The sequence below is a fragment of the Sphingosinicella soli genome (genome assembly GCF_014199685.1).
Lineage (GTDB): Bacteria > Pseudomonadota > Alphaproteobacteria > Sphingomonadales > Sphingomonadaceae > Sphingosinicella > Sphingosinicella soli.
In genome coordinates this window covers 14,054-33,695 of record NZ_JACHNZ010000042.1, presented here as the reverse complement: position 1 = coordinate 33,695, position 19,642 = coordinate 14,054, and the positions used below count along the sequence as shown (strand labels likewise).

At 61.2% G+C, this 19,642-nt stretch carries 22 protein-coding genes; 8 read left to right on the top strand and 14 right to left on the bottom strand.

Features of this window, described 5'->3' with window-relative positions; genetic code table 11:
* Window positions 1-284: 284 nt before the first annotated feature.
* Complete coding sequence (locus tag GGQ98_RS15095; RefSeq protein WP_184070989.1) at window positions 285-560, bottom strand: hypothetical protein; 276 nt, start codon at window positions 558-560, stop codon at window positions 285-287.
* A gap of 83 nt (window positions 561-643) precedes the next feature.
* On the opposite strand from GGQ98_RS15095, the gene GGQ98_RS15090 reads away from it, so the two are divergent.
* Window positions 644-859: a helix-turn-helix domain-containing protein gene (locus GGQ98_RS15090; RefSeq protein ID WP_184070987.1), complete on the top strand. Its 216-nt coding sequence runs from the start codon at window positions 644-646 to the stop codon at window positions 857-859.
* Here the strand turns inward: GGQ98_RS15090 and GGQ98_RS15085 are convergent.
* The 5 genes from GGQ98_RS15085 to GGQ98_RS15070 all read right to left on the bottom strand — a co-directional run bounded on the left by GGQ98_RS15085 (window position 808) and on the right by GGQ98_RS15070 (window position 3,917).
* Window positions 808-1,503, bottom strand: a complete 696-nt coding sequence (locus tag GGQ98_RS15085) for a DNA -binding domain-containing protein (RefSeq protein ID WP_184070985.1) — start codon at window positions 1,501-1,503, stop codon at window positions 808-810. The two genes, GGQ98_RS15090 and GGQ98_RS15085, sit on opposite strands and share 52 nt — an antisense overlap.
* Window positions 1,400-1,663 carry a transcriptional regulator domain-containing protein gene (locus tag GGQ98_RS18970; protein WP_424141365.1) on the bottom strand — a complete coding sequence of 88 codons (264 nt, stop codon included), beginning with the start codon at window positions 1,661-1,663 and terminating at the stop codon, window positions 1,400-1,402. Before GGQ98_RS18970 ends, GGQ98_RS15085 begins: the two co-directional genes overlap by 104 nt.
* Window positions 1,593-2,459 (bottom strand): phytanoyl-CoA dioxygenase family protein, encoded by an 867-nt coding sequence (locus GGQ98_RS15080; RefSeq protein ID WP_184070984.1) that lies wholly within the window; start codon window positions 2,457-2,459, stop codon window positions 1,593-1,595. Before GGQ98_RS15080 ends, GGQ98_RS18970 begins: the two co-directional genes overlap by 71 nt.
* Window positions 2,456-3,061, bottom strand: a complete 606-nt coding sequence (locus GGQ98_RS15075; protein WP_184070981.1) for an acyl-homoserine-lactone synthase — start codon at window positions 3,059-3,061, stop codon at window positions 2,456-2,458. Before GGQ98_RS15075 ends, GGQ98_RS15080 begins: the two co-directional genes overlap by 4 nt.
* Window positions 3,062-3,131: 70 nt before the next feature.
* Window positions 3,132-3,917 carry a helix-turn-helix transcriptional regulator gene (locus tag GGQ98_RS15070; RefSeq protein WP_341534230.1) on the bottom strand — a complete coding sequence of 262 codons (786 nt, stop codon included), beginning with the start codon at window positions 3,915-3,917 and terminating at the stop codon, window positions 3,132-3,134.
* Between the two features lie 254 nt (window positions 3,918-4,171).
* Between GGQ98_RS15070 and GGQ98_RS15065 the strand changes: the two genes are divergently transcribed.
* Window positions 4,172-4,996, top strand: coding sequence for an SDR family NAD(P)-dependent oxidoreductase (locus GGQ98_RS15065; RefSeq protein WP_184070979.1), 825 nt, complete (start codon window positions 4,172-4,174; stop codon window positions 4,994-4,996).
* Between the two features lie 70 nt (window positions 4,997-5,066).
* Here GGQ98_RS15065 and GGQ98_RS15060 read toward each other — a convergent pair whose 3' ends face one another.
* The gene (locus GGQ98_RS15060; RefSeq protein WP_184070977.1) at window positions 5,067-6,233 is read right to left on the bottom strand and encodes an MFS transporter; all 1,167 of its coding nucleotides are present in this window, start codon (window positions 6,231-6,233) and stop codon (window positions 5,067-5,069) included.
* 318 nt (window positions 6,234-6,551) lie between these two features.
* On the opposite strand from GGQ98_RS15060, the gene GGQ98_RS15055 reads away from it, so the two are divergent.
* From GGQ98_RS15055 to GGQ98_RS15030, 6 genes are all read left to right on the top strand, one after another.
* Window positions 6,552-8,903 (top strand): TonB-dependent receptor, encoded by a 2,352-nt coding sequence (locus GGQ98_RS15055; protein WP_184070975.1) that lies wholly within the window; start codon window positions 6,552-6,554, stop codon window positions 8,901-8,903.
* A 45-nt stretch (window positions 8,904-8,948) separates the two neighbouring features.
* Window positions 8,949-9,368, top strand: coding sequence for an ester cyclase (locus GGQ98_RS15050; RefSeq protein ID WP_243451923.1), 420 nt, complete (start codon window positions 8,949-8,951; stop codon window positions 9,366-9,368).
* A gap of 21 nt (window positions 9,369-9,389) precedes the next feature.
* Complete coding sequence (locus GGQ98_RS15045) at window positions 9,390-9,785, top strand: ester cyclase (RefSeq protein WP_184070971.1); 396 nt, start codon at window positions 9,390-9,392, stop codon at window positions 9,783-9,785.
* Between the two features lie 105 nt (window positions 9,786-9,890).
* Window positions 9,891-10,637 (top strand): IclR family transcriptional regulator, encoded by a 747-nt coding sequence (locus tag GGQ98_RS15040; RefSeq protein WP_184070969.1) that lies wholly within the window; start codon window positions 9,891-9,893, stop codon window positions 10,635-10,637.
* 100 nt (window positions 10,638-10,737) lie between these two features.
* Window positions 10,738-11,823 carry a questin oxidase family protein gene (locus tag GGQ98_RS15035; protein WP_184070968.1) on the top strand — a complete coding sequence of 362 codons (1,086 nt, stop codon included), beginning with the start codon at window positions 10,738-10,740 and terminating at the stop codon, window positions 11,821-11,823.
* A 41-nt stretch (window positions 11,824-11,864) separates the two neighbouring features.
* The gene (locus tag GGQ98_RS15030) at window positions 11,865-13,061 is read left to right on the top strand and encodes a M24 family metallopeptidase (RefSeq protein WP_184070966.1); all 1,197 of its coding nucleotides are present in this window, start codon (window positions 11,865-11,867) and stop codon (window positions 13,059-13,061) included.
* A gap of 5 nt (window positions 13,062-13,066) precedes the next feature.
* On the opposite strand, the gene GGQ98_RS15025 is transcribed toward GGQ98_RS15030, so the two are convergent.
* The 7 genes from GGQ98_RS15025 to GGQ98_RS14995 all read right to left on the bottom strand — a co-directional run bounded on the left by GGQ98_RS15025 (window position 13,067) and on the right by GGQ98_RS14995 (window position 19,634).
* Window positions 13,067-13,780, bottom strand: a complete 714-nt coding sequence (locus GGQ98_RS15025; protein ID WP_184070964.1) for a glutathione S-transferase family protein — start codon at window positions 13,778-13,780, stop codon at window positions 13,067-13,069.
* Between the two features lie 72 nt (window positions 13,781-13,852).
* Complete coding sequence (locus GGQ98_RS15020) at window positions 13,853-15,310, bottom strand: NAD-dependent succinate-semialdehyde dehydrogenase (protein ID WP_184070962.1); 1,458 nt, start codon at window positions 15,308-15,310, stop codon at window positions 13,853-13,855.
* 28 nt (window positions 15,311-15,338) lie between these two features.
* Complete coding sequence (locus tag GGQ98_RS15015) at window positions 15,339-16,040, bottom strand: dienelactone hydrolase family protein (RefSeq protein ID WP_184070960.1); 702 nt, start codon at window positions 16,038-16,040, stop codon at window positions 15,339-15,341.
* The gene (dapA, locus tag GGQ98_RS15010) at window positions 16,040-16,957 is read right to left on the bottom strand and encodes a 4-hydroxy-tetrahydrodipicolinate synthase (RefSeq protein WP_184070958.1); all 918 of its coding nucleotides are present in this window, start codon (window positions 16,955-16,957) and stop codon (window positions 16,040-16,042) included. Before dapA ends, GGQ98_RS15015 begins: the two co-directional genes overlap by 1 nt.
* 3 nt (window positions 16,958-16,960) lie before the next feature.
* Window positions 16,961-18,070 (bottom strand): cupin domain-containing protein, encoded by a 1,110-nt coding sequence (locus GGQ98_RS15005; protein WP_184070956.1) that lies wholly within the window; start codon window positions 18,068-18,070, stop codon window positions 16,961-16,963.
* On the bottom strand, window positions 18,067-19,083 hold the full coding sequence (locus GGQ98_RS15000) for an ornithine cyclodeaminase family protein (protein ID WP_184070955.1): 1,017 nt from the start codon (window positions 19,081-19,083) through the stop codon (window positions 18,067-18,069). The genes GGQ98_RS15005 and GGQ98_RS15000 overlap by 4 nt, the downstream gene beginning before the upstream one ends.
* Window positions 19,080-19,634 (bottom strand): carboxymuconolactone decarboxylase family protein, encoded by a 555-nt coding sequence (locus tag GGQ98_RS14995; protein WP_184070953.1) that lies wholly within the window; start codon window positions 19,632-19,634, stop codon window positions 19,080-19,082. Before GGQ98_RS14995 ends, GGQ98_RS15000 begins: the two co-directional genes overlap by 4 nt.
* Between the last annotated feature and the right edge of the window lie 8 nt (window positions 19,635-19,642).

The window sequence follows — 19,642 nt, the reverse complement described above, 5'->3', positions numbered from 1 at the left end:
CGTTGTGGCGCTCCCATGGAGTATCTGTCCCATAGCGCATCCTTCCATTGCTGGCTGAATAATGCACCATCAAAGCCTGGGATCAAACACCTAGCCGGGAGCGCCGCCCGCACCCGCCGCAACGGGAGAGGCACAAGCAACGCCGCTGCGCGCAGGCGCGGCGTCCGCAGCCACGCCAGCGATCGTCACCGAATGGCCGAGACCCGCCAGGGGCTCGGCGGAGACCGGCGCGTCAGCGATGGTCGGAGTAGAGCGCGGTCGCACGAACGTGCGAGGCGCCAGGTCTATTCTGCTATGACTGCGGACCTGCGCTCGTTAAACGCATCAATCGCGCTGCCGAGACCATCACCGACGATCCAGCGTGCCCGTTCGAGATGCGAACGCCAGCACGCCTCGGCGTCGCAGTCGGTGACGTCAAGCTGCATCAGCGAGGACGCGGCGTCCCGCCAGTCGCCGCCCGCATCATCGGCTTCGAGCAGGGCGGCATAAAGCGCCAGATGGCGTCGATCATAATCGACGGCCAAATCGCCAGACGGCGCCAAACGATCAATTGTCCCCATCTCTCTCTCACGCAGGTCGCCGGCTCCAAGAGTATTAAATATAATGAATAACCGGCGGAAGGCAATTGCTCGACCGTAGGTCGATGGACATGCGGAAGGTGATTGGGAGCAATTTCGCTCGACTGAGGAAGAGCAAAGGGCTGACTCAGGAAGCCGTTGCCGAGAAATCAGGATTTTCGCAGAGCTATATCGGTTGGCTGGAACGCGGACAGCGCAACCCAACCGCGATTTCGATCTGGATGCTGGCTCAGTCGGTCGATGCGATGCCCGCTGATCTGGTGCAGCCGATCACGGAATAGCGGTCAGGTCCTGAAAGGATCGCACGCGGCCCCGCGCGGACCATCTTTTCGCCGGTGACGATCAATCGCCGCACATATGATTTTCGATGTTCGCCATCTCCTGGCCAGTCGCCAGGGCCGAGCAGAATATCGGCCGTCTCTTTCAGACTTGCGCCCGCATCGCGGGCATCCACGGCCTGCAGGGCGAACAGCCTTCGGGCCAGTCGCATATGCCGGGGTCCGGCCGGCGCCGTGGCGCGAAGCGCACGGATCGCGGCGACCCGGGCATCGAGACGGTCGTCATCGGCGAGATCGAAGTGCAGCTTGACCGGGCCTGCCGCCGTCGTGCCATCGATCACGTCGAGCCGAATAACCTCGCCGCCACGGTCGATCAGCAAATGCTCCCCGCCGGGTCCCTTCAATATCCGCGTATCGGCTGATAGTGCGTAGAAGAGCGGCGCACCCGTACCATCAGGCTTCACAGCGCGTACGTCGAGCACGCACGGGTCTACGGCAGCCGACCACATCGGCAGCACGAAGACGCAGCTCTCAGTCGGGTCCTCAGCGAAAGTGTAGCCCCCAGTGCGCGACGAAGTCGGCACCAGCGGCCACGCTAGTCCGGGGCGCGAGGAGGCGAGAATAGGCTCCGCGATAGGCCGGGTCACGCCTGAGCACCTCCCACGCCAGCGCGGAGCGTCCACGGAGCGCAATGGCCTCGTAAGCCGGAGGATCGAGCGTGCTCACCGCAAACGCCTCAACCGAGCTCGCCCATCTGCGACCGGACGAACATCGCGGCAGCCTCGGCCTGGTCTGGCCGAAGCGCATCGATCGCCGGGAGATGTTCCGGCATATCGTCGCCGAACAGGATCGACGGGCATTGCCCTTCGACATTGCCGAGGTTGGGCCGATGCTGAGCATAGCCGACGAGCGCGGCCAGTTCCGGCGAGAAGTGGCGTGCCACCTGTGGCGGATAGACCAACCATTGCAGCTCGAACGGCTTCAACCAGCCCAGGCTGTAGCTGATGACGATGCCTCGACGCGGTGCAGCGCTGGCGTTGCCGCCGCCGCCGTGGAGGGTAGAGCCGAGGAAAATGAGGGCGTCGCCCGGTACGACCGTCGGCACGACCGACTCCTCTTCGGGAAGGACCTCAATGTCCTGGTCGAACTGGCTTCCCGTCCAGAGGCGGGTGCCGCCGTTCTCGCGCGTGAAGGTTGTCAGCGGCCACATGACGTTGACGAGATACTCGAGCCCGCCCTTCGGACCCTGCCACATATCCTGATCACGGTGCGGCAGTTGCGGCAGCGCACCGGGATGGATCTCGATCGCCTGTGTCAGGTTCAGCGCTATCCGTTCGCACCATGGCAGCAGCATCTGCTCGACGAGCTCGAGGACCAGCGGATGCATCGCCAGCCGTTCGATCGCCGACGACCGCGTCAGCAGCGAACCGAAGCGCTTGGTCCGCGCTCCGTAGAAGTCGCCGTGGCACAAGGGTGCCGCGGCGAAGCGAGGATCGAGGTCCGCCTCGATCCCGGCGATCAGGGCAGGCTCGACGGCGCGCCCGAACACGCACCAGCCGTCGCGCGCGAGCGTCGCGGCATGGCGATCGACGGCGGCGCTCACGCCGGCACCCGGTCAAGCACGGGGGAATAGACCCCCGACCAGCGAAGCCGCTCGGGCGTGTCCGTCCGGACATGGATGAGAAAGGCGCCGATCGGCCCGCCCGGAATACGCACTGCGGGGCCAAGCGGCTCGGCCTGCCAGCCCAGAGACAGCACTTCCTTGCGGAACGGCTCCGGGATGACACCCGTGTAGCGCTCGATGCCGCGGTCGAGCGCGACATCGACCATCGTGGAGAAGAGCATGTTGCGCAGCTCGCGGCGACGCCCGGCGCCGTGCCGCTGGGGCAGGCACAGCCTTGTGCTTTCCCAGGTCGTGTCGCCCACAGGCACGCCCAGCGGACAGAGGTGCGGAAACAGCGTGCCCAGCATGTGCGGGCGGGTGCTCGGGAAGAGACGGATCGACGCCGCGTGCCCGCCGTCATCGTCAGCGACGATCAGGTAGATCGTATCGGCATTGTCGAACTGGTCCATCTCGTACCGGCCGTCGACCACCGGCACATTCCAACCGAACAGGTCGACGAAGAGGCGCTTGCGGTCGGCGAACATGGATCGGAGCAGCGGCTGCTGTTCGGGCGCCAGATGGTTGTCGAGGATGTGGATCATTGGGGTGCGTCCAGTCGTGGTTTCACGCACGAAGGAAGCACCGGCAGGGCAATGGAAATAGACCGAGCGTTTACTCGGGTTGACGGCGGAGCTCGTGGAGGCCCACCTCGCCGGCGAGTACCGCGCTTACCACCAGCTCGGTGCGATCATGGGCGTCGAACAGGCGCCGCGCCTCGGTGAGATAGCCGTCGACCGTGCGCGGCGTAAGAGAAAGCGTTCGGGCGATTTCCTTATTCGAATAGCCGCGGCCAACAAGAATCACACAATCGCGGGGGCGTGGATGAAGCTTGAGCGCAGTTGAGTTTATCGAACGGTTACCTGACACTAGTCGGCTGGCCGATTGGAAGGCAAAGATTCCGATCATTTGCGCTGCACCTAGAAAGTGATGAGCGCGTTCGGGTGTCCGCGTCCCGGCAAACGTGCATGATCCCATCCGGTCACCAAGTCGAAAGTACGGCACGGTGATACCCTCGTTCAATCCCTCGCGCAGGCCGAGTTCCAAACTGTTACGGTCGTTACGGTCTATGCTGATTATACTAGGTAGGTCGGACCACAGGAACGCGCTGTCGGCGAAAATGCAGCCGCGAATGACAGGATCGCGTCGATATCGGCGCTGGGTGAACAAGCGCTCGGCGATCACGGCCGGATAGTCCTTAATGTCCACGCGATCAGGCCTTGGAGGCTGAAGATCATCGTGATGAATGAGAGCGTAATAGCGAAATTTCATCTCACGGGCGACGGCTTCCATGAGCGTTGCCAGTTCCTCCCGCGTTGCGGTCGCGCGAAGCTCTTCAACGACAATGTTCGTCAGCGCGAGGCATGGCAGGTTCCACAGTGAAGGCGAAACAGAGGGCACCCGTTCACGTCCCTTTTCCCCGGTACAAACGACCTAGAGACGTCGAAACGCGACAATCAGCGCATTTCTCATCCGCGCCGGTGTCCAACGACGCTGCGCAAGCTCAGCCTCGGCCCTCATAGCCTCTTAAAATTCTCCAAGGAAAACGTCAAGCAAAGGCTTTTTATAGCACGATAAGAGCTATATACGCACATTCAGTACGCTATCCAGTTTGCGTCGCGACGAACCCGGAAGATTTTTCAGATTGGAAACCAATGAGAACGATTGTCATAACAGGCGCCACAGATGGAATGGGTAAGGCACTAGCCTTGCATTATCTCGCCCATGGCGAGCAGGTCATTGCCATAGGTCGGGACAGCTTCAAGGGCCGAATGTTGCTAGAGGAAGCCGGGAAATTTTGCGCCGCAGACCGGGTTCATTTCTTCGCTGCCGACCTCGGCCTGATTGCTGAGAATCGTAAGGTCATCGCCAAAATAGCAAATGCGTTTCCTCAGGTTGACGTTCTTGTGCTTTGCGCCCGCCACTTCCGATCAACGCGAATGGAAACAAGTGAGGGCCTGGAGGACTATTTCGCTAGTTTCTACCTTAGCCGCTTCCTGTTCAGCCATGAGTTACTGCCGGCCCTCGAACGCGCGCGGAATCCAGTGATCATCAACGTCGCGGGCCCGGGCGACGATACCGGGAAAATCAATTGGGAAGACCTGCAAACAACTAGGAACTATGACGGCCTCACCGCCATGGAACAGTGCGGCCGCGCTGTGGATTTGCTGGCCGTCTCTTTCGTCGCCCAGCATCCCGATGTGAAAACCCGCTATGTTCTGCTGCATCCTGGCCTCGTATCGACCTCATTTTCAGGCGAGTATAGCAGCGATGTGACGGCTCAGATCGAGCGAATGAAAAAGGCAGGCATGTCGATCGCGGAGGGCATCAGTCCGATCAAGACGTTGATCGACAACCCACCGCGCGCGCCGTTGTCGGCCTATGTGAGAAGCCGCGAAATAAGCCTCGATCACAAGAATTTCGATAAGGCGGATGCCGCCAGATTATATGAAATCACCACTAGCATATTGCAGAGATAGGCATCTCTCGTGGGCGCCGCACATGTGGCGCCCACGAGTACTCGCGATCGATATTTTCGCAGGTGCCGGTCTATTTCCAACGCCACAGGAAAAGTGCCGCCAAAGTCAGTATCGCAGCAAAAGACAGGAAGCTTCCGGCAAGGCCGAATGCTGCCGCAAGCCCCCCCATGAAAGGCGGATTGGTCAAGCTGCCCACACTGAACGCAGCGCCCAGCAGGCCATAGGCCCGGGGTCGCTCGGCATCGGACGTCTTCTGAGCGGTCAGCAGATACAAGTTGAGCAAGGAGAAGCCCGAGCCGATTCCCGTAACGACCGACGCCACGCCAATCGCGGTCGCGCTATCGCTATAGACGATCCCGACAAAGCCTACAGCCGTCGTGGCGATCCCTATCGCAAAGGCCCTGCGCCCGCCCATTATCCGGCTCGCACGGCCGAATGTCAGCGAACCGATCACCGACCCCACCGTGAACGCGCCGATGATCACCGCCTGCAGAAGCGGCGCGGAAACACCCTTTTCGATCAGCAGGAAGGGGACTTGTGCCGCGATCGCAATCGGCACGATGAAGAGCAGCGCAGCCAGCGGTAGCACCGATGCCAACCGCTTCCCCACTTGCGTCAGATTTGGTGGAACGACATCGGTGCCCCGGTTCGTAGCTGGCGTCAGAAGCGAAGCGCCGCCAACCAGCAGTCCAAAGGCTCCGTACAGCGAGAAAGGCGCCTGCCACCCCCAACGCGCCATCGCACCTGCGGTTATGACAGCAACGACCCCAAGCAGGGCCCCAGCCGCATTTTGATAGCCGAGGAACTTTGCGCGTCGGGCGTCATCGGTGAACAGTTGGGTGAGCAGCGCTGCGCTGGCCGCGGACAGTAGCGCACATGCACCGCCTAGGCCCAGCCGCGTTGCCAGGAGCATCGCTGGATCCGCGGATATCATCGGGATCGCCCCTAGCCCGCCATAGGCAATCGCGCCAACGAGCAGGGTCCGGCCCAGGCCGACCCGGTCGATAATGGGGCCGCTAAGTGCTCCACCAATGATCAAGCCGAGCGACGGAAATGTCAGCATAAACTGGGCCACGCTGGTCCCATTGGAAGGAAGCGCGGCAGCCAGCGCCGGCAGGATCGGCGGGGGCAGCGAGAATATGAGCGTCTGCGCCGCGACTCCGCTCATGCCGAGCATTATCAATACCAATCCAACCATGTGCTGGACCGGCGCGGAGGATTGTCTGAGATCAGCCATCGACCGTCTCCGCGCTGCTCGTCGGCATGTGGTTTCGATTGCCAGGTCGCTCTGGATTCTTCCCAGATCGACCTTCGCGATGAAAATGTCGCGTAGATAAGGACTCCATTGTTTTTTTGCTCCTTTGCCGCCCCGACACGCCCACACTGGCGATCATTTTTGTCTGATATATAGCACGTCATGTGCGTTATATGAGTCACCATCTCAACCAATCATGGTCCTTGATCAAGGTATAAAGAGCGTTTATCGCGCTTACTGCCCTATGATAGCACATGGTTTATGGCGCTCCCGCCATATACAAAATGAGGGAGGATGGACATGACTTCACGCACCCGGGGTTCTATGCGGCTGTCAGGAAGCGGCCTGGCGATTGCCATGATGCTTGCCACGGCGTCACAAGCTGCGTCCGCGCAAGCACGGCAGCAAGCTGAGGAGGCCGGTGAAGCCGCCGCCGGGGACATCATCGTCACCGCGCAGAAAAGGGCCGAGCGAATAAACGATATCGGCATGTCGATCACCGCCTCGACAGGGGAGCAACTTAAGGCGCGCGGCATCGACGGGATAAATGATTTCGCCCGAATTGAGCCGAGCTTCACCTACAGCCAGTCGCTCGCCGGCACGCCGACCTATTCGATACGCGGCGTCGGCTATAACGACTTTTCCCTGACTGCGCCGCCGGCGGTTGGGCTGTATACCGATGAAATTCCGCTGATCTATTCGGTGATGTCGCGCGGAGCCGACCTCGACGTCGACCGCGTCGAAGTGCTCAAGGGACCGCAAGGCACATTGTTCGGGCAAAACTCGACCGGTGGTGCGATCAATTTTGTCTCCGCACGCCCCACCCAGACCCTCAGCGCCGGATTTGAGGGCTCCTATGAGCGCTTTGGAGCGATCAATCTGAACGGGTATGTCAGCGGCGGATTGACCGATACGTTGCGTGTGCGCCTTGCCTTTGACGGGGACGCCGGTGGCGCTTGGCAGCGGAGCTATACGCGGGACGATCAACTCGGGGACAAGGACTTCCAGCGAGCGCGTATCCTTACCGAATGGACCCCCACCGATCGCCTGACCCTATTGTTGAATTTTAATGGATGGCGTGACCGATCGGATACTCAGGCGGCGCAGCAAAACGGGATATTGAACCAGGCGGGCGTGGCTGCGACCTTCCCCTTCTTCCTGACCTATCCCGATGCACCCCGGAACAACAAGGCTGCTGATTGGGACCCCAGCGTCAACCATCGCAACCGTGAAAATTTCTTTCAAATCGCGCTGCGGGCAGGTTATGAAGTCGGCGACGACATCAATATCACGTCGGTATCCGCTTATTCGGAATATGACCGGAACAGCACTTACCAAGCTGATGGTTTCAATTTCTACAACACGGTCAACCGGGTGTTCGGCTCGGTGAACGCCTTTTCTCAGGAATTGCGGCTTGACGGCAAATCCACGGACTCTCGGCTGCGTTGGGTGGCAGGCGGAAATTACACTTGGACCAAGGCGTCCGATAACCAGCAAAACGACGTCTCGCATGCATCGGGTAGCTTTGCGTTCGCGTCTTTGGGCGGTCCGCAGTTCCTAGACTTCCGCAACAATACGCGAACCCGGACGAACGCCTATGCGGCGTTTGGCAATCTCAGCTTCGATATTGCCGACGACATCACCCTGAATGCGGGTGGCCGATATACCAAAACGGCGATCGATTTCCAGGGCTGCACCTTCGACAGCGGCAACGGAACCTTCGCGGCGGGCATGAACCTCTTCCAGGAATTCTTCAAAGGCGGGGTAGGCGTCTTTCCAATCGCACCAGGCGGCTGCGCTACACTTGACAGTTCCTTCACGCCGGGTCTGGTGACCGACAAGTTAATAGAAGATAATGTCGCGTTGCGCGGCGGCATCGACTGGAAGCCGGGCAAGGATCTCCTGTTCTACGCGAACATCACCCGGGGCTATAAGTCGGGCGCTTTCCCGACCCAGGGGTTCATTTTCTCGCCATCGGCCGCCCCGGTCACGCAGGAGCGCGTGACAGCGTTCGAGACGGGGTTCAAAGTGTCGCTAATCGACCGAATGATTCAACTCAACGGTGCCTATTTCCACTATGACTACGGAAACAAACAGGTAAACGGCGCGATCCAAGATCCAATCTTTGGCACGCTGTTCGGTCTGATCAATATCCCAAGCTCAAAAATCGACGGCTTTGAACTATCAGCGAATGTTCGGGGACCGATCGACGGCCTCGCGCTTCGCGGCGCCGTCACCTATCTCGACACCAAGGTCACGAAAAGCTTCGTCAACATTAACCGGCTTGGCAATTTCGTGGATTTCAAGGGCGAGGCCTTCCCATTCACCCCGAAATGGGCGTTCAGCACCGGGTTCACTTTCCGCGAACCGATTTCGGATAAGCTCGGACTGGTTGTCAGCGCGGACTATTCCTATCGCTCGTCGACAACCAATGCGTTCGGGCGCGTGTCGCAGGAGGCGATCAAGGGCTACGGGCTGCTGGACGCCCAGCTGGGCATCGAAGCCGACGGCCGGCGCTGGCATGCCGAACTGTTCGGTCAGAATCTCACCAACGCTTATTATTGGCACGACGCTACATTGCTCCAGGACGGGTTCTACCGCCGGACCGGACGGCCTGCGACCTACGGCTTGCGGGTCGGCCTGCGCTACTAGGCCGGGGGGCATCAGGCCCGTCCCGCCAGTCAAAGGGAGAGTGTGATGGACATTCAGAAAGCCAATAAGGCTGCCTTTCGCGCCTATCTGGAGGCGCCGATCGGTGATGCCGCAGCGATCGAACGCTACATTCATCCCGACATCATCTTGCCGCCCGATATCGAGGGCGGCGTGGCGGGCCTGAAACGGCTTTACGATGTCTATGCTACGCAGTTCGAGATGAGCTCCGCCGTGACTGACCTGGTCGCCGAAGACGACCTGGTCATGGCGCGGGTGCTCACGCGTGGACGGCATATCGGCGAATATATGGGCCTGCCTGGCACGGGGCGCCCTTTTGAAGTGGAGGAGATGCTCATCGCCCGGTTCGTCGACGGGAAGCAGATTGAGGTGTGGCGCGTGGCCGACCGGCTTTCGCTCTTTCAACAGCTTGGCGGCCGGACCGAGGATCTCACCCATCCTGCGTGATCGAGGTTCATGGAGAGCAGAATGTCCGATACCGAAAAGAACCGCCAATCGCTTGTCGCCTATCTTGCCGAGGCAGGCTCGATCGAAGCGCTCGACCGATTTTGCCATGAAGATATTGAATTGCCCCGAGACATTCCCAATTGGGAAGGCGGGCTGACGGCCCTGAAGGCCTATTATGCGACGCAGAACGGCCTCGACATGCGGATTACGGTTTTAAGCACGCTGGCCGAGGCCGATTATGTCGTCGCGCGCGTGGAGATCGAGGGGCGCCAAAGCGCCGACTATATGGGCATCCCCTGCCGGCAAAAGAGCTTCAAGATAGAAGAAATCATCCTCACCCAGTGGCGCGAGGACAAGATTGCCCTTGTTCAGCGTGTTGCGGATCGGCTGTCGCTCATTCAGCAGCTTGCGCTCTGATGCCCTCCTGAGCGGCCTGTGAGCATGCCTATATATCCAGAATAAGCTTGCCATTTCTGGCCGTGCGATTATCGCTCATTCCCAACAATTTGTGCACGGGATGATATGAACCAGCAGAGCCACACCTCGCAAACCCTAGACCGCGGCTTGCAGATACTTGAAATCCTGGCGTCTGCCCCGGCGGATATGACGATCTCAGAGATCGCTACAACGCTGGACGTCCACCGCACCATAGCGAACCGGCTGGTGACCACACTGCTGAACCGCCATTTCTTAAGCCGTTCGCTCGTCGGCCGGTATCGTCTCGGGACGCGCCTCGTGTGCCTCGCGGCCACGATCGGCGGAGAATTGCGCACGATCGCGCGTCCAATCCTGATGGCGTTGAACGAGGAGACATCGGAGACGGTGCATCTGGTCGTGCTGACCGGTACAGATGTTCTGTTCATCGACGCCTTCGAAAGCCCCCGCGCATTGCGCGTGGCATCGCGTGTCGGCCGTTTGCTGCCCGCGCATGCCACGTCGGTCGGCAAGGCCCTGCTTGCGAGCCTGTCCGACGAAGAGCTCAAGGCTCTGTACCCGGCCACGCGGCTTGAAAAGACCGCTCCGGGAACGATTACAAATCGGAGCGATCTGTTCAAGCAGGTCGAACTGGTGCGCCGCCAGGGATATTCCACCAGCTTCGAGGAGAGCGAGGCTGGCGTCGGGTCGGTCGGTGTCGCGATCGTCGATCGCAACGGCGCTGCGCGTGCGGCGCTGAGCATAGCGGCGCCATCCTCACGCCTCACCCCGGAGCTCCCGCGCCTGATCGCCGCTGCGGCCCAAAGCGCCCGGCAAATTGGCGAGCAACTGTAGTCAACGGCGGCCGGTCACGTTGACAATCTCAGTGAAATTTCTATTATCGCCCAAGTAAGGCGTTTATAGCACGTTGCTGCGCCAGTTTGGAGATGGTGCGATGGCTGTTACGTCGTTCGAGGCCGTGAACGATGCGCTGGAGATTTGCTCCGATCTCGGTTTCGAAATGGTGCCCGGCTTTTCGACGCACTGGGCGATGGCGTCGGAGACCATCGCGCAACTCGGCCACGCCGATCTCGTTCATCGCTGGGCGACGCTGTATCGGCAGAAGCGCAAGCACCTTCCCATGCCTGATCGCGTCGCAGCGATCGACCCTGGCGACGAAGCCAGCTGGCGTCCGGCGCTAGGCGACTTCAAGCGCGCCAGCGACTGGCGCGAAATGTTCGAGCGCTCGATGGAGGAGATGGCATGGCGCGAGGCGCTGCTGCTGTGGTGGCCGCGCCTGCTGCCCGGCATGGCATCCGGTCTGACCCATGGACTACTGCGAACGGCCCATGCCGTCCGCAGTATCGGTCTGGCCGACGGCAGGGCTACCCCACTCCAGCTCCGTGAGCTGGCCGCCGGCCTCGCCTATTGGGCGTCGCTCTATGTCGAGCTTCCTGGTCGTCATCGCCTGCTCGGGAATGAGAGCTTCCCTGATATCATCGCAGCTATCCCCCGGCTACCGGCCGACATGCGCATTGGAACCCGCGAAAAAGGTCTGTGCCATCACATGGACCAGATCGGGGGCTGGGCCGATGCGATCAGCCGGCTCGCTTCTCCTGCGGATCTGCAGGCCGCGCTCAGCGACATGACACTGGCCTATGCGCAGATCAATCTTGTCCATGACAAGACCTTCCCCATTCCGCTGGTCCACACCGTGACGGCCCCTGCAGCGGTGCGGTTTATGCTCCCCCATCTTCCCGAGGCGTTGCATGTGCCAACCTATCTGGCGGTGTGGGAAGCAACCGCTTCGATCGTCACCAATTTCGCACCGGCGCACGATGAGGAGATCTCGACCACCGTCCCCGATGGCCTCGAGGCTGTATCACCGGAAGAGCTTGTCGCACGCGCGGTCGAACATGGTGACGAGCATGCGGTCAAGTTCACCGAGGCCTGTCTGCGCGAATATGCGCTGCGTCCCGACGAACGTTATCTCATCGCGCCCACCCGGCTCATGCCGAAACTGCTGCGCTTCTTCCGTTGAATGCCGGCCTCCTGACGCGATCTTTGGAAAGGACATCGGACATGGCTGACGGAAGCTATCCTCCCCCCTTACTGCCCAAGATGTCGATCGCGGAGCGGGACCGGCGCTGGGCCCGCGTTCGCTCGCTGATGCGCCGGGATGGCATCGACCTGATCCTCGCGCTCAACAACAGCTCGAGCTGGGACCAGGGCAATGGCAACGGGCGCTACCTTTCGTCCGTCGGAGGTAACTGCGCGTCGGTGTCGGTGGTTTTTCCATTGACCGGTGACGTTACGGCCATCACCGGCCCTGTGCCCGCACCATCCTTCTGGCTTCAAGCCCAGAATTGGGTGACCGACATACGGACCGCTTTTTTTAACGCGACCCCAGACGTGATCGCTCGGATCGGAGAATTGGGGCTCAAGCGCACACGCATCGGCATCGCCGGTCTCGAAGGTGTGGCGCGTGAGCCGGATGGGCTGGTCAGCCAGGGCGCGATGGCGATGCTGCGTGACAAGCTCCCCCGCGCCGAATTCGTCAATGCCACCGCTCTGATGTACGAAGCACGCGTGGTGAAGAGCGAAGAGGAGATCTCTCTTCTTACCAAGGCTGCACGTATGGTTGAAACCGCGTTTGACGTTCTGGTTCGCGAAGGGCGGCCCGGCGTACCCGAAAGCATCATATATGCGCGCATGCTGGCTTCGCTGATCGAACAGGGAAGCGAACCGTCCTCGCTGCTGTTGCTGGCCGCGGGCAATCCGCTGCCGCCATTTGTGGGCACGCTGCCATCGCTTCGGCCGTTGGAGAAAGACGATGCCGTGCTGGTCGAAGTCGATGCCAAATGGTGCGGCTATCTCGGCCATGGCGCAATGACGCATTGGGCAAGCGGCCCCGACGCGATCGCACGGGAGATGGCCGAGCTCCAATATGAAGCCACACGACAGTGCTGGGCAGCGATGAAGCCGGGTAACAAGCTCGCCGATCTCGTTGGGGTGTGCGCCAAAGCTGCGGCCGGCACGCCTTATATCTGCAGCCCCATCGCGCACAGCCGAGGTCTGGGTCTCGATGCTCCGGTTCTCGTCAATCGTCCTCGCGACGAATGGACCGCGAACTGGGTGATCGAGGAAAACTCCGTCTTCGTCGTCAAGCCGACGCTCGCCACCGCCGACGGAAGGCGCAAGATCATGTGGGGCGACACTGTGGTTGTTCGCACTGGCGGTGCCGAGCGGCTGGGGCAGCGACCGGCGCTGCCCGTTTGAGGCAATCAGGCCGCGCTGTGATCGAAACGTCGCGCGGCAGAGCTTGGATCGCTCTGTTCCATAAATGGCCGCGCGCCTTCCGGGCGACGACCCATTTCCTCCGGCTCAACTGCGGTAGATGCAAGATGCGGTTCAGCCCGCATCAGATCGTAGAACGCATTGATATTGGGATATCCCGACCAGTCGAAAGGAAGTCGGTGCTGGAAGAACTCCGATGCGCCAATGGCGTAATCCGCGAGGCTTATCCGGTCCCCGACCATATAGCGACGACCGGACAGGTGTGCATCCAAGATAGCGGCGTTGGCATGAAGATGCGGAATGGCCCAGCGGATCGCTTGCTCATCATTGGGCAGTCCTAAAAGTTTGGGCTTCACCACTGATTCCAGTGACAACAGGCTATAATGCTGATTGTAGTGGGCGAGATCCCATGACAACCAGCGGTTGATGTCAGCGCGCACGCGCGGGTCTTCCGGATAGAGATCGTTCCCCGGCACTTTTCCGCATAGATACTGAATGATGGCGGTGCTTTCCCACAGCAGGAAGCCATCGTCGTCGAGCACCGGCAGGCGCAGTGTCGGATTAAGCCGGGCAAACGCGTCCGAAAATACGTCGCCGGTGAAATAGTCCAGCCATATCAAGTCCAGCTTCAACCTAAGATGACTAGCTACCGCCCGCACTTTCCGCCCGTTTGCGACTCCCCTCGACGTGTAAAGCTTCATAAGATCCCTCCATCTGCACGCTTATGCCGTTTGGGTTCGGCGCCAAATCATGCCATTATAGCTCACGTGACGCTATAATGGCATAGTCTGTTTTGGCCCTGCCGGGCCTACACAAAGGTATTTTATGTCGAGATAGTCTTCGATTCCGTGCCGTGAACCTTCGCGGCCAAAACCCGACTGCTTGATGCCCCCGAACGGCGCAACTTCGGTCGAGATCGCGCCGCTGTTGACCCCCACCATGCCAAAATCCAGCGCCTCCCCGATCCGGAAAAGGCGGTCCATGTCCCGGGTGTAGAAATAACTGGCCAAGCCGGCCTCGGTGTCATTCGCGAGGGCGATCGCGTCCTCGTCGGACGCGAAGCGCATAATCGCTGCGACGGGCCCGAAGGTTTCTTCCCGCGCGACGAGCATGTCTGCGGTAACGTCGCATAATATAGTCGGCTCAAAATAATTTGCGCCCAACAGGCTGCCGCTGCCGCCGCACATCAGGCGCGCTCCACGAGACAGTGCGTCGGCGACATGCGCTTCGACCTTGGCAATCGCGTGCTGGTCGATCAACGGGCCTATATCCGGGCCCTCACGCCCGGGACCTACCACGAACGCCGCTACGCGCCGGACCAGCCGTTCGACAAACGCGTCATGGACCATATCATGGACCAACAAGCGATTGGGGCAAACGCATGTCTGCCCGGCGTTGCGAAACTTGCTCTCGATCGCGCCATCGACGGCCGCATCGATGTCGGCGTCCTCGAACACGATGAACGGGGCATTGCCGCCCAGCTCGAGCGACAGCCGCTTCACCGTTCCTGCGGTTGCCGCGATCAGCGACCGTCCCGTCGCCGTCGAGCCTGTGAAGGTCAGCTTGCGTATCTGCGGATGGCTAGTCAGTTCCCAGCCGATCTCCTCGGCCGGACCAGTGAGAACGCTCAACAGTCCCGGTGGCAACCCCGCCTGTTCTGCCAGATAGGCGAGCGCGAGCGCAGAAAAAGGCGTCTGCGGCGCAGGCTTGAGGACGACCGCGCAGCCGGCGGCGAGTGCTGGTGCGAGCTTGCGGGTCACCATCGCCGCCGGAAAATTCCACGGCGTTATCGCGGCAACAACACCGACCGGTTGCTTGAGGACGAGTATTCGCCGATCGGACCGGTGGCTCGCCGGAATGTCGCCCTCGACTCTTTTCGCCTGCTCGGCGAACCATTCGACATAAGCCGCCGCATAATCGATCTCGGCCAGCGCCTCGCCAATCGGCTTGCCCTGTTCGGCCGTCAGCAGCGCCGCCAGTGCATCGCGCTGCGCCATGATCAACGAGAACCAGTGCCGTAGCACCGCCGAACGCTCTTTCGCAGTCACATGCCGCCAGCTGGCCTGGGCCACCACCGCTGCCTCGATCGCTTCGCGAACCGCCGCCCTGCCCAGGCTCGGCACGCGTCCCAGTTCAGACCCATCGCATGGGTTATCCACGACGATCGAGGGACGGTCGCCCACCGCTATCCATCGACCGGCAACGAATGCGGCCTGCTTTTGAAGCACCATGAGACCTCCGTGAAGCTGGCGCGGGGCGCTAAAGATGCTCGGCCAGGAAGGCGAGACTGTGCTGGTTGGCGCGATCAGCGCTCGTTTCGACGTAGGCGGCGCTGCCCGTCCTCGCAAACGCGTGGCCAGCGCGATGAGTCTCGGTCCTTGCAGTGGCGTTGCCCGCCAAAGCCCTGACAATTTTTTCCTGCGCAGCTGGCGGACACAGCGTGTCCTGGCTGGCGATATGAAGGAGCAGCGGGGCCCTCACCGCGTCGGCTTCGCCGAGAGCGCTCTGGATGCCTACGCCATAATAGGCAATGGCGGCATCGATCGAGGTACGCGCAGCCATGAGATAGGCTATCTTGCCGCCGAGGCAGTAACCCAGCGCTCCGACCTTGCCCGAACATTTGGGAAAGGCGCGAAGCCTTTCGATCAATGCCGCACAATCGGTCACCGCCCTGTCCTGATCGAGGCCCTGCATCAAGCCCACCGCCTGATCGCGATCCGCCTCGGTCAGTTCGACGCCCGGCGATTGTCGCCAGAACAGGTCCGGTGCCGCTGCGATGAAGCCGTTCGCGGCCAGCCAGTCGCATGCCCCGCGAACGAAAGCGTTCACGCCAAAAATCTCCTGCAGCACGATGACGGCTGGGGCTGACCCGCCGTCATCGGTCGGCCAGCTGACATGCGCTTCGAAGCTGCCGTCCTCCACATCCACGGTGATGCGGCTTGCACGGTCGATAGTGATCATCACGCAAGCTCCTCTTCGAGAAGCTTGGCAGCATGTAGGACTGCGTCGAGCCGCGCTTCGACATCGGGCGTCGCCGGCAGGAGCGGCAGGCGATGATGGTTGCCGGGCAGCAGGCCAAGCCGCTTGGCCATATACTTAATGGCGATCGGATTGGTATCGTAGAACACCGCGCGATTGAGGTCGAACAGGTCGAAATGGCACTGCCGCGCCGCCGCCATGTCGCCCCGAGCCACCGCGTCATATAGTGCCACGACGGGCTTGGGCGCGATGTTGCTTACCGCATTGACCATGCCGCACGCTCCCATCGCAAGCATCGGGAAGCTCAGTTCCTCGAGCCCCACGAAAATCCGGAATTCGGGACCGAACAGTGCAAGCGCCTCAGTCACCAGGGCCAGTTCAAGGCTCGCATGCTTCATGCCAACGAAATGCGGCACAGCGTCGGCAATGCGTTCGAGCGTTTCGATCGACACGCTCACCGCGGCACGGCCAGGAATATGGTACATCATCGTTGGCAGGTCGCTGCGCCGACCGATTTCCTCATAATAGGCGACAAGCCCGCGCTGCGGCGGCCGAATATAATAGGGCGTCACGACCAGCAGGGCGTCGGCGCCGATCTTGGTCGCGTGCTCGGTTAGATCCGCCGTCTCGGCAAAGCTCTGGGAGCCGGTGGCGGCGACCACCGGAACACGTCCGCCTGCGACATCAATCGCAGCCTTCAGCAGTGCCTTGCGTTCGTCGACCGTCAAAACGCTCGGCTCGGCCGACGTACCGTTGACGACGATACCGTGACTGCCTTCCGCGATCTGAAAATCGATCAGCTTTTCATAAGTCGGATAATCAACCGCGCCATCCTCCCGGAACGGCGTGATGACCGGGGGATAGGAGCCGCGCAGAAAATTGGTGTCGAGTTGAATCATGGGTCAGTTTCCTGCCTTGCGATTGGTTTGAAAGCCGGTCTGGGCGCCAAGGAGCGCAGGCGCCTCCTTCATGCTCTCCTGCCAGAGCAACGATTCCATCGCGATGTTGAGTGGCTGATCCTGGATGGTCAGCTCATAAACCGGCTCGTCATAGGACGCGTGATTGTGCACGGCCCAACCTGGCGCCGAGAGCATCAGATCGCCCGCCTTCCATTCATAGACGTTTCCGGCGACGGAACTGCGTCCTGTACCCTGGAAATAATAGTTGATCGCTGCCGACACATGCCGATGCGGACGATCGACGATATTGGGCGGGCGGATCGTGATGGTCGCGAAGAAGCTGGGGGTGGTCCCATTGGTGCGGCCAGTCATGGGATTGTAGAGCAAGTAGAGACGCCGGCCGACATAGTCCTGACCAAGATCCTCCAACTTACGCAACTCGGCCCGGACCCGTTCCCACGGCCAATAGAGTGCGGGCGACTGGACCGAGGGCGGGTTGATCAGCAGCTCATAGGGCATCAGCATCGCCCCGTCGCCGATCTCGAAAACCCCGAACGGGCTCTTGCGGCGGGGATCGCTATCCTCATGCTCTTCGGCCACTGGCGCGCTGATCGGCGCGTCGTCTTCCGAGATGTATATCTGCATATATTGGAGCAGTGCGGCATTCGAATAATGGAGGCATACCTGAAGGTCATCGCCATCGTTGACGCGATATTGGGTCGTGTAGGACGGGGTGTTCCACACATCGAACTGACTGAAACTGATCTCCCGGCCGCCGGAAAGGGCCCGCCCGCTGCCCCGGATGCAGAAGCTGACGTCGGTGGCATTATGCCGGAACGGGCTTGTTTGCTCGCCAGGCTTGAGCACACACAGCGTTACCTGAATGCCAGGGGCAAGCCCCGCCGCCCACGGCAGAGCGCTCGGGTGCACGATCACCGACTGCCGGCGTCCATTGGCTGGTGCGTCCAGCGCCGCCAGCCGCTCGACCTCAGCGTCGATCTGCTCGCGCGTGATGGTCACCGGTGCCCATGGCTGATTGGCCGCCGGCGGCTTCCCGCTGTTGTCGGAGAAGACAGCTTCCGCCGCATCGAAACCAATCTTGTAATCGCTCATCGCTTGCCCCCCAAAGTCTTGCCGAGACGCGCAGCGGACCTGCGCGGCTGATCGAACTGGCGTCCGAGATTGCGCGCCCGCGCGCGCCGGTAGATGTCGATACCGAGCGCCAGATCCGACACGCCCATGCCCATCGCCTTGAAGACGGAAAGGTCCGTATCGGCGGGTCGCGGCAATCCCCCCGCGACCAGTGCGCTGATGGCCTGCACGTCGGTCCAGCGCGCATCGTCGTCAGCATAGAAGCGGCCGAATTCGCGGGAGAGCTTTCGCGCGGCGATGGGATCGTCCGCCGCCGTCAGCTGGGATCGCGTCAGAATATCCTGAGTGAATTCCTCGCGCTCGGGCGTTATCGCCCCGATCGCGTTGATGTGCGCCCCCCGCGCGACCATGGAGGCGGTCAGAAAAGGCTCGCGCGCGCGCGTCGCAAGCGTCAGGATCGACGCACCATCGGCAGCCTGCTCGAGGCTGTCGGGCGTCTCTATCGCGAAGTCATAACCCAATTCCTTCGCCCGTTCGACGAAAGAAGACCGCTTAGCCTTGTCCCGGCCCCAAATGCGGACAGTGCGCAGCGATCTGACCGCTGCGGCCGCTGCAAGCTGCGCGAGCGACTGCTTTCCGGTTCCAAACAGCGCGAAGCAATCTGCGTCGCGCGCGGACATCCAGCGCGTGGCCACGCCCGACATCGCGCCCGTCCGCATCTGCCCCATCGCGAAAGCCTCAACGATCGCGAGCAGCGCACCGCTCTCGGCATCCCACAGCAGCAGCAGCGGCGTCGCCCCACCATGCGTATGAGCCCAACTCTTGGTGCCTATGATATTGGCACCTTCGAACGCTGCGCCGATGGCGTGCAACGTATTGCCGCCGTCCCAGCTGACATGGGTTTTGCTCATGTTCGCGGCGGCGCCATCTGCCTGCAGGCGGAGCCCCGCCTCGAGCGCGTCAATCGCTTCGCCAAGGTCCATCAGCACAACGACTTCGGCTTCGCTGATCCAGAGGGGGGATAGCGCGCTCACGCCTCCACCTCCGCGAAGATCGACGGCACAGGTGGCGCAAGGCCAAGACTGTTCACTAATAAGGCGTGGACGACATACCGGCCTACAACCATCAGAACGGCTATCGCAGGGGCCTCACCCAACCGGTGGATAGCTTCGTCGAAAAGCGCGCCGCTGTCCTTGCCGCGCGTTTCCAACATTGACAGGACGAGCCGTTGGATAGATCGCTCGTCATCGCCCAGCAGCGGTTCCTCCGCCGGCTTCAACCGCTCGACTGCAGCTACCCACTCGCGGTGAAAGCCGAGCTTGATGCACAGACGCTCATGCTGATTTCGCTCGTAATCATTGCCCATCCAGACCGCGCAGCTCAAGGCGATCAATTCGACTAGGTTATCGGGCAGCCCCTTCTTGCCGGCCTCGGTGAAGTCGATGAATGCGGCAAGCGCTTCCGGCTGATGCGCGGCGCATTTGAAGAACTCTCCTAGATAGCCCAGCCGAGTCACCCGGGGCGCGAGACGGTCGCCGATCTCCTTCGGAAGCTCGTCAAACTCGAATCGATGAAGCGTGGACATCTCGTCTC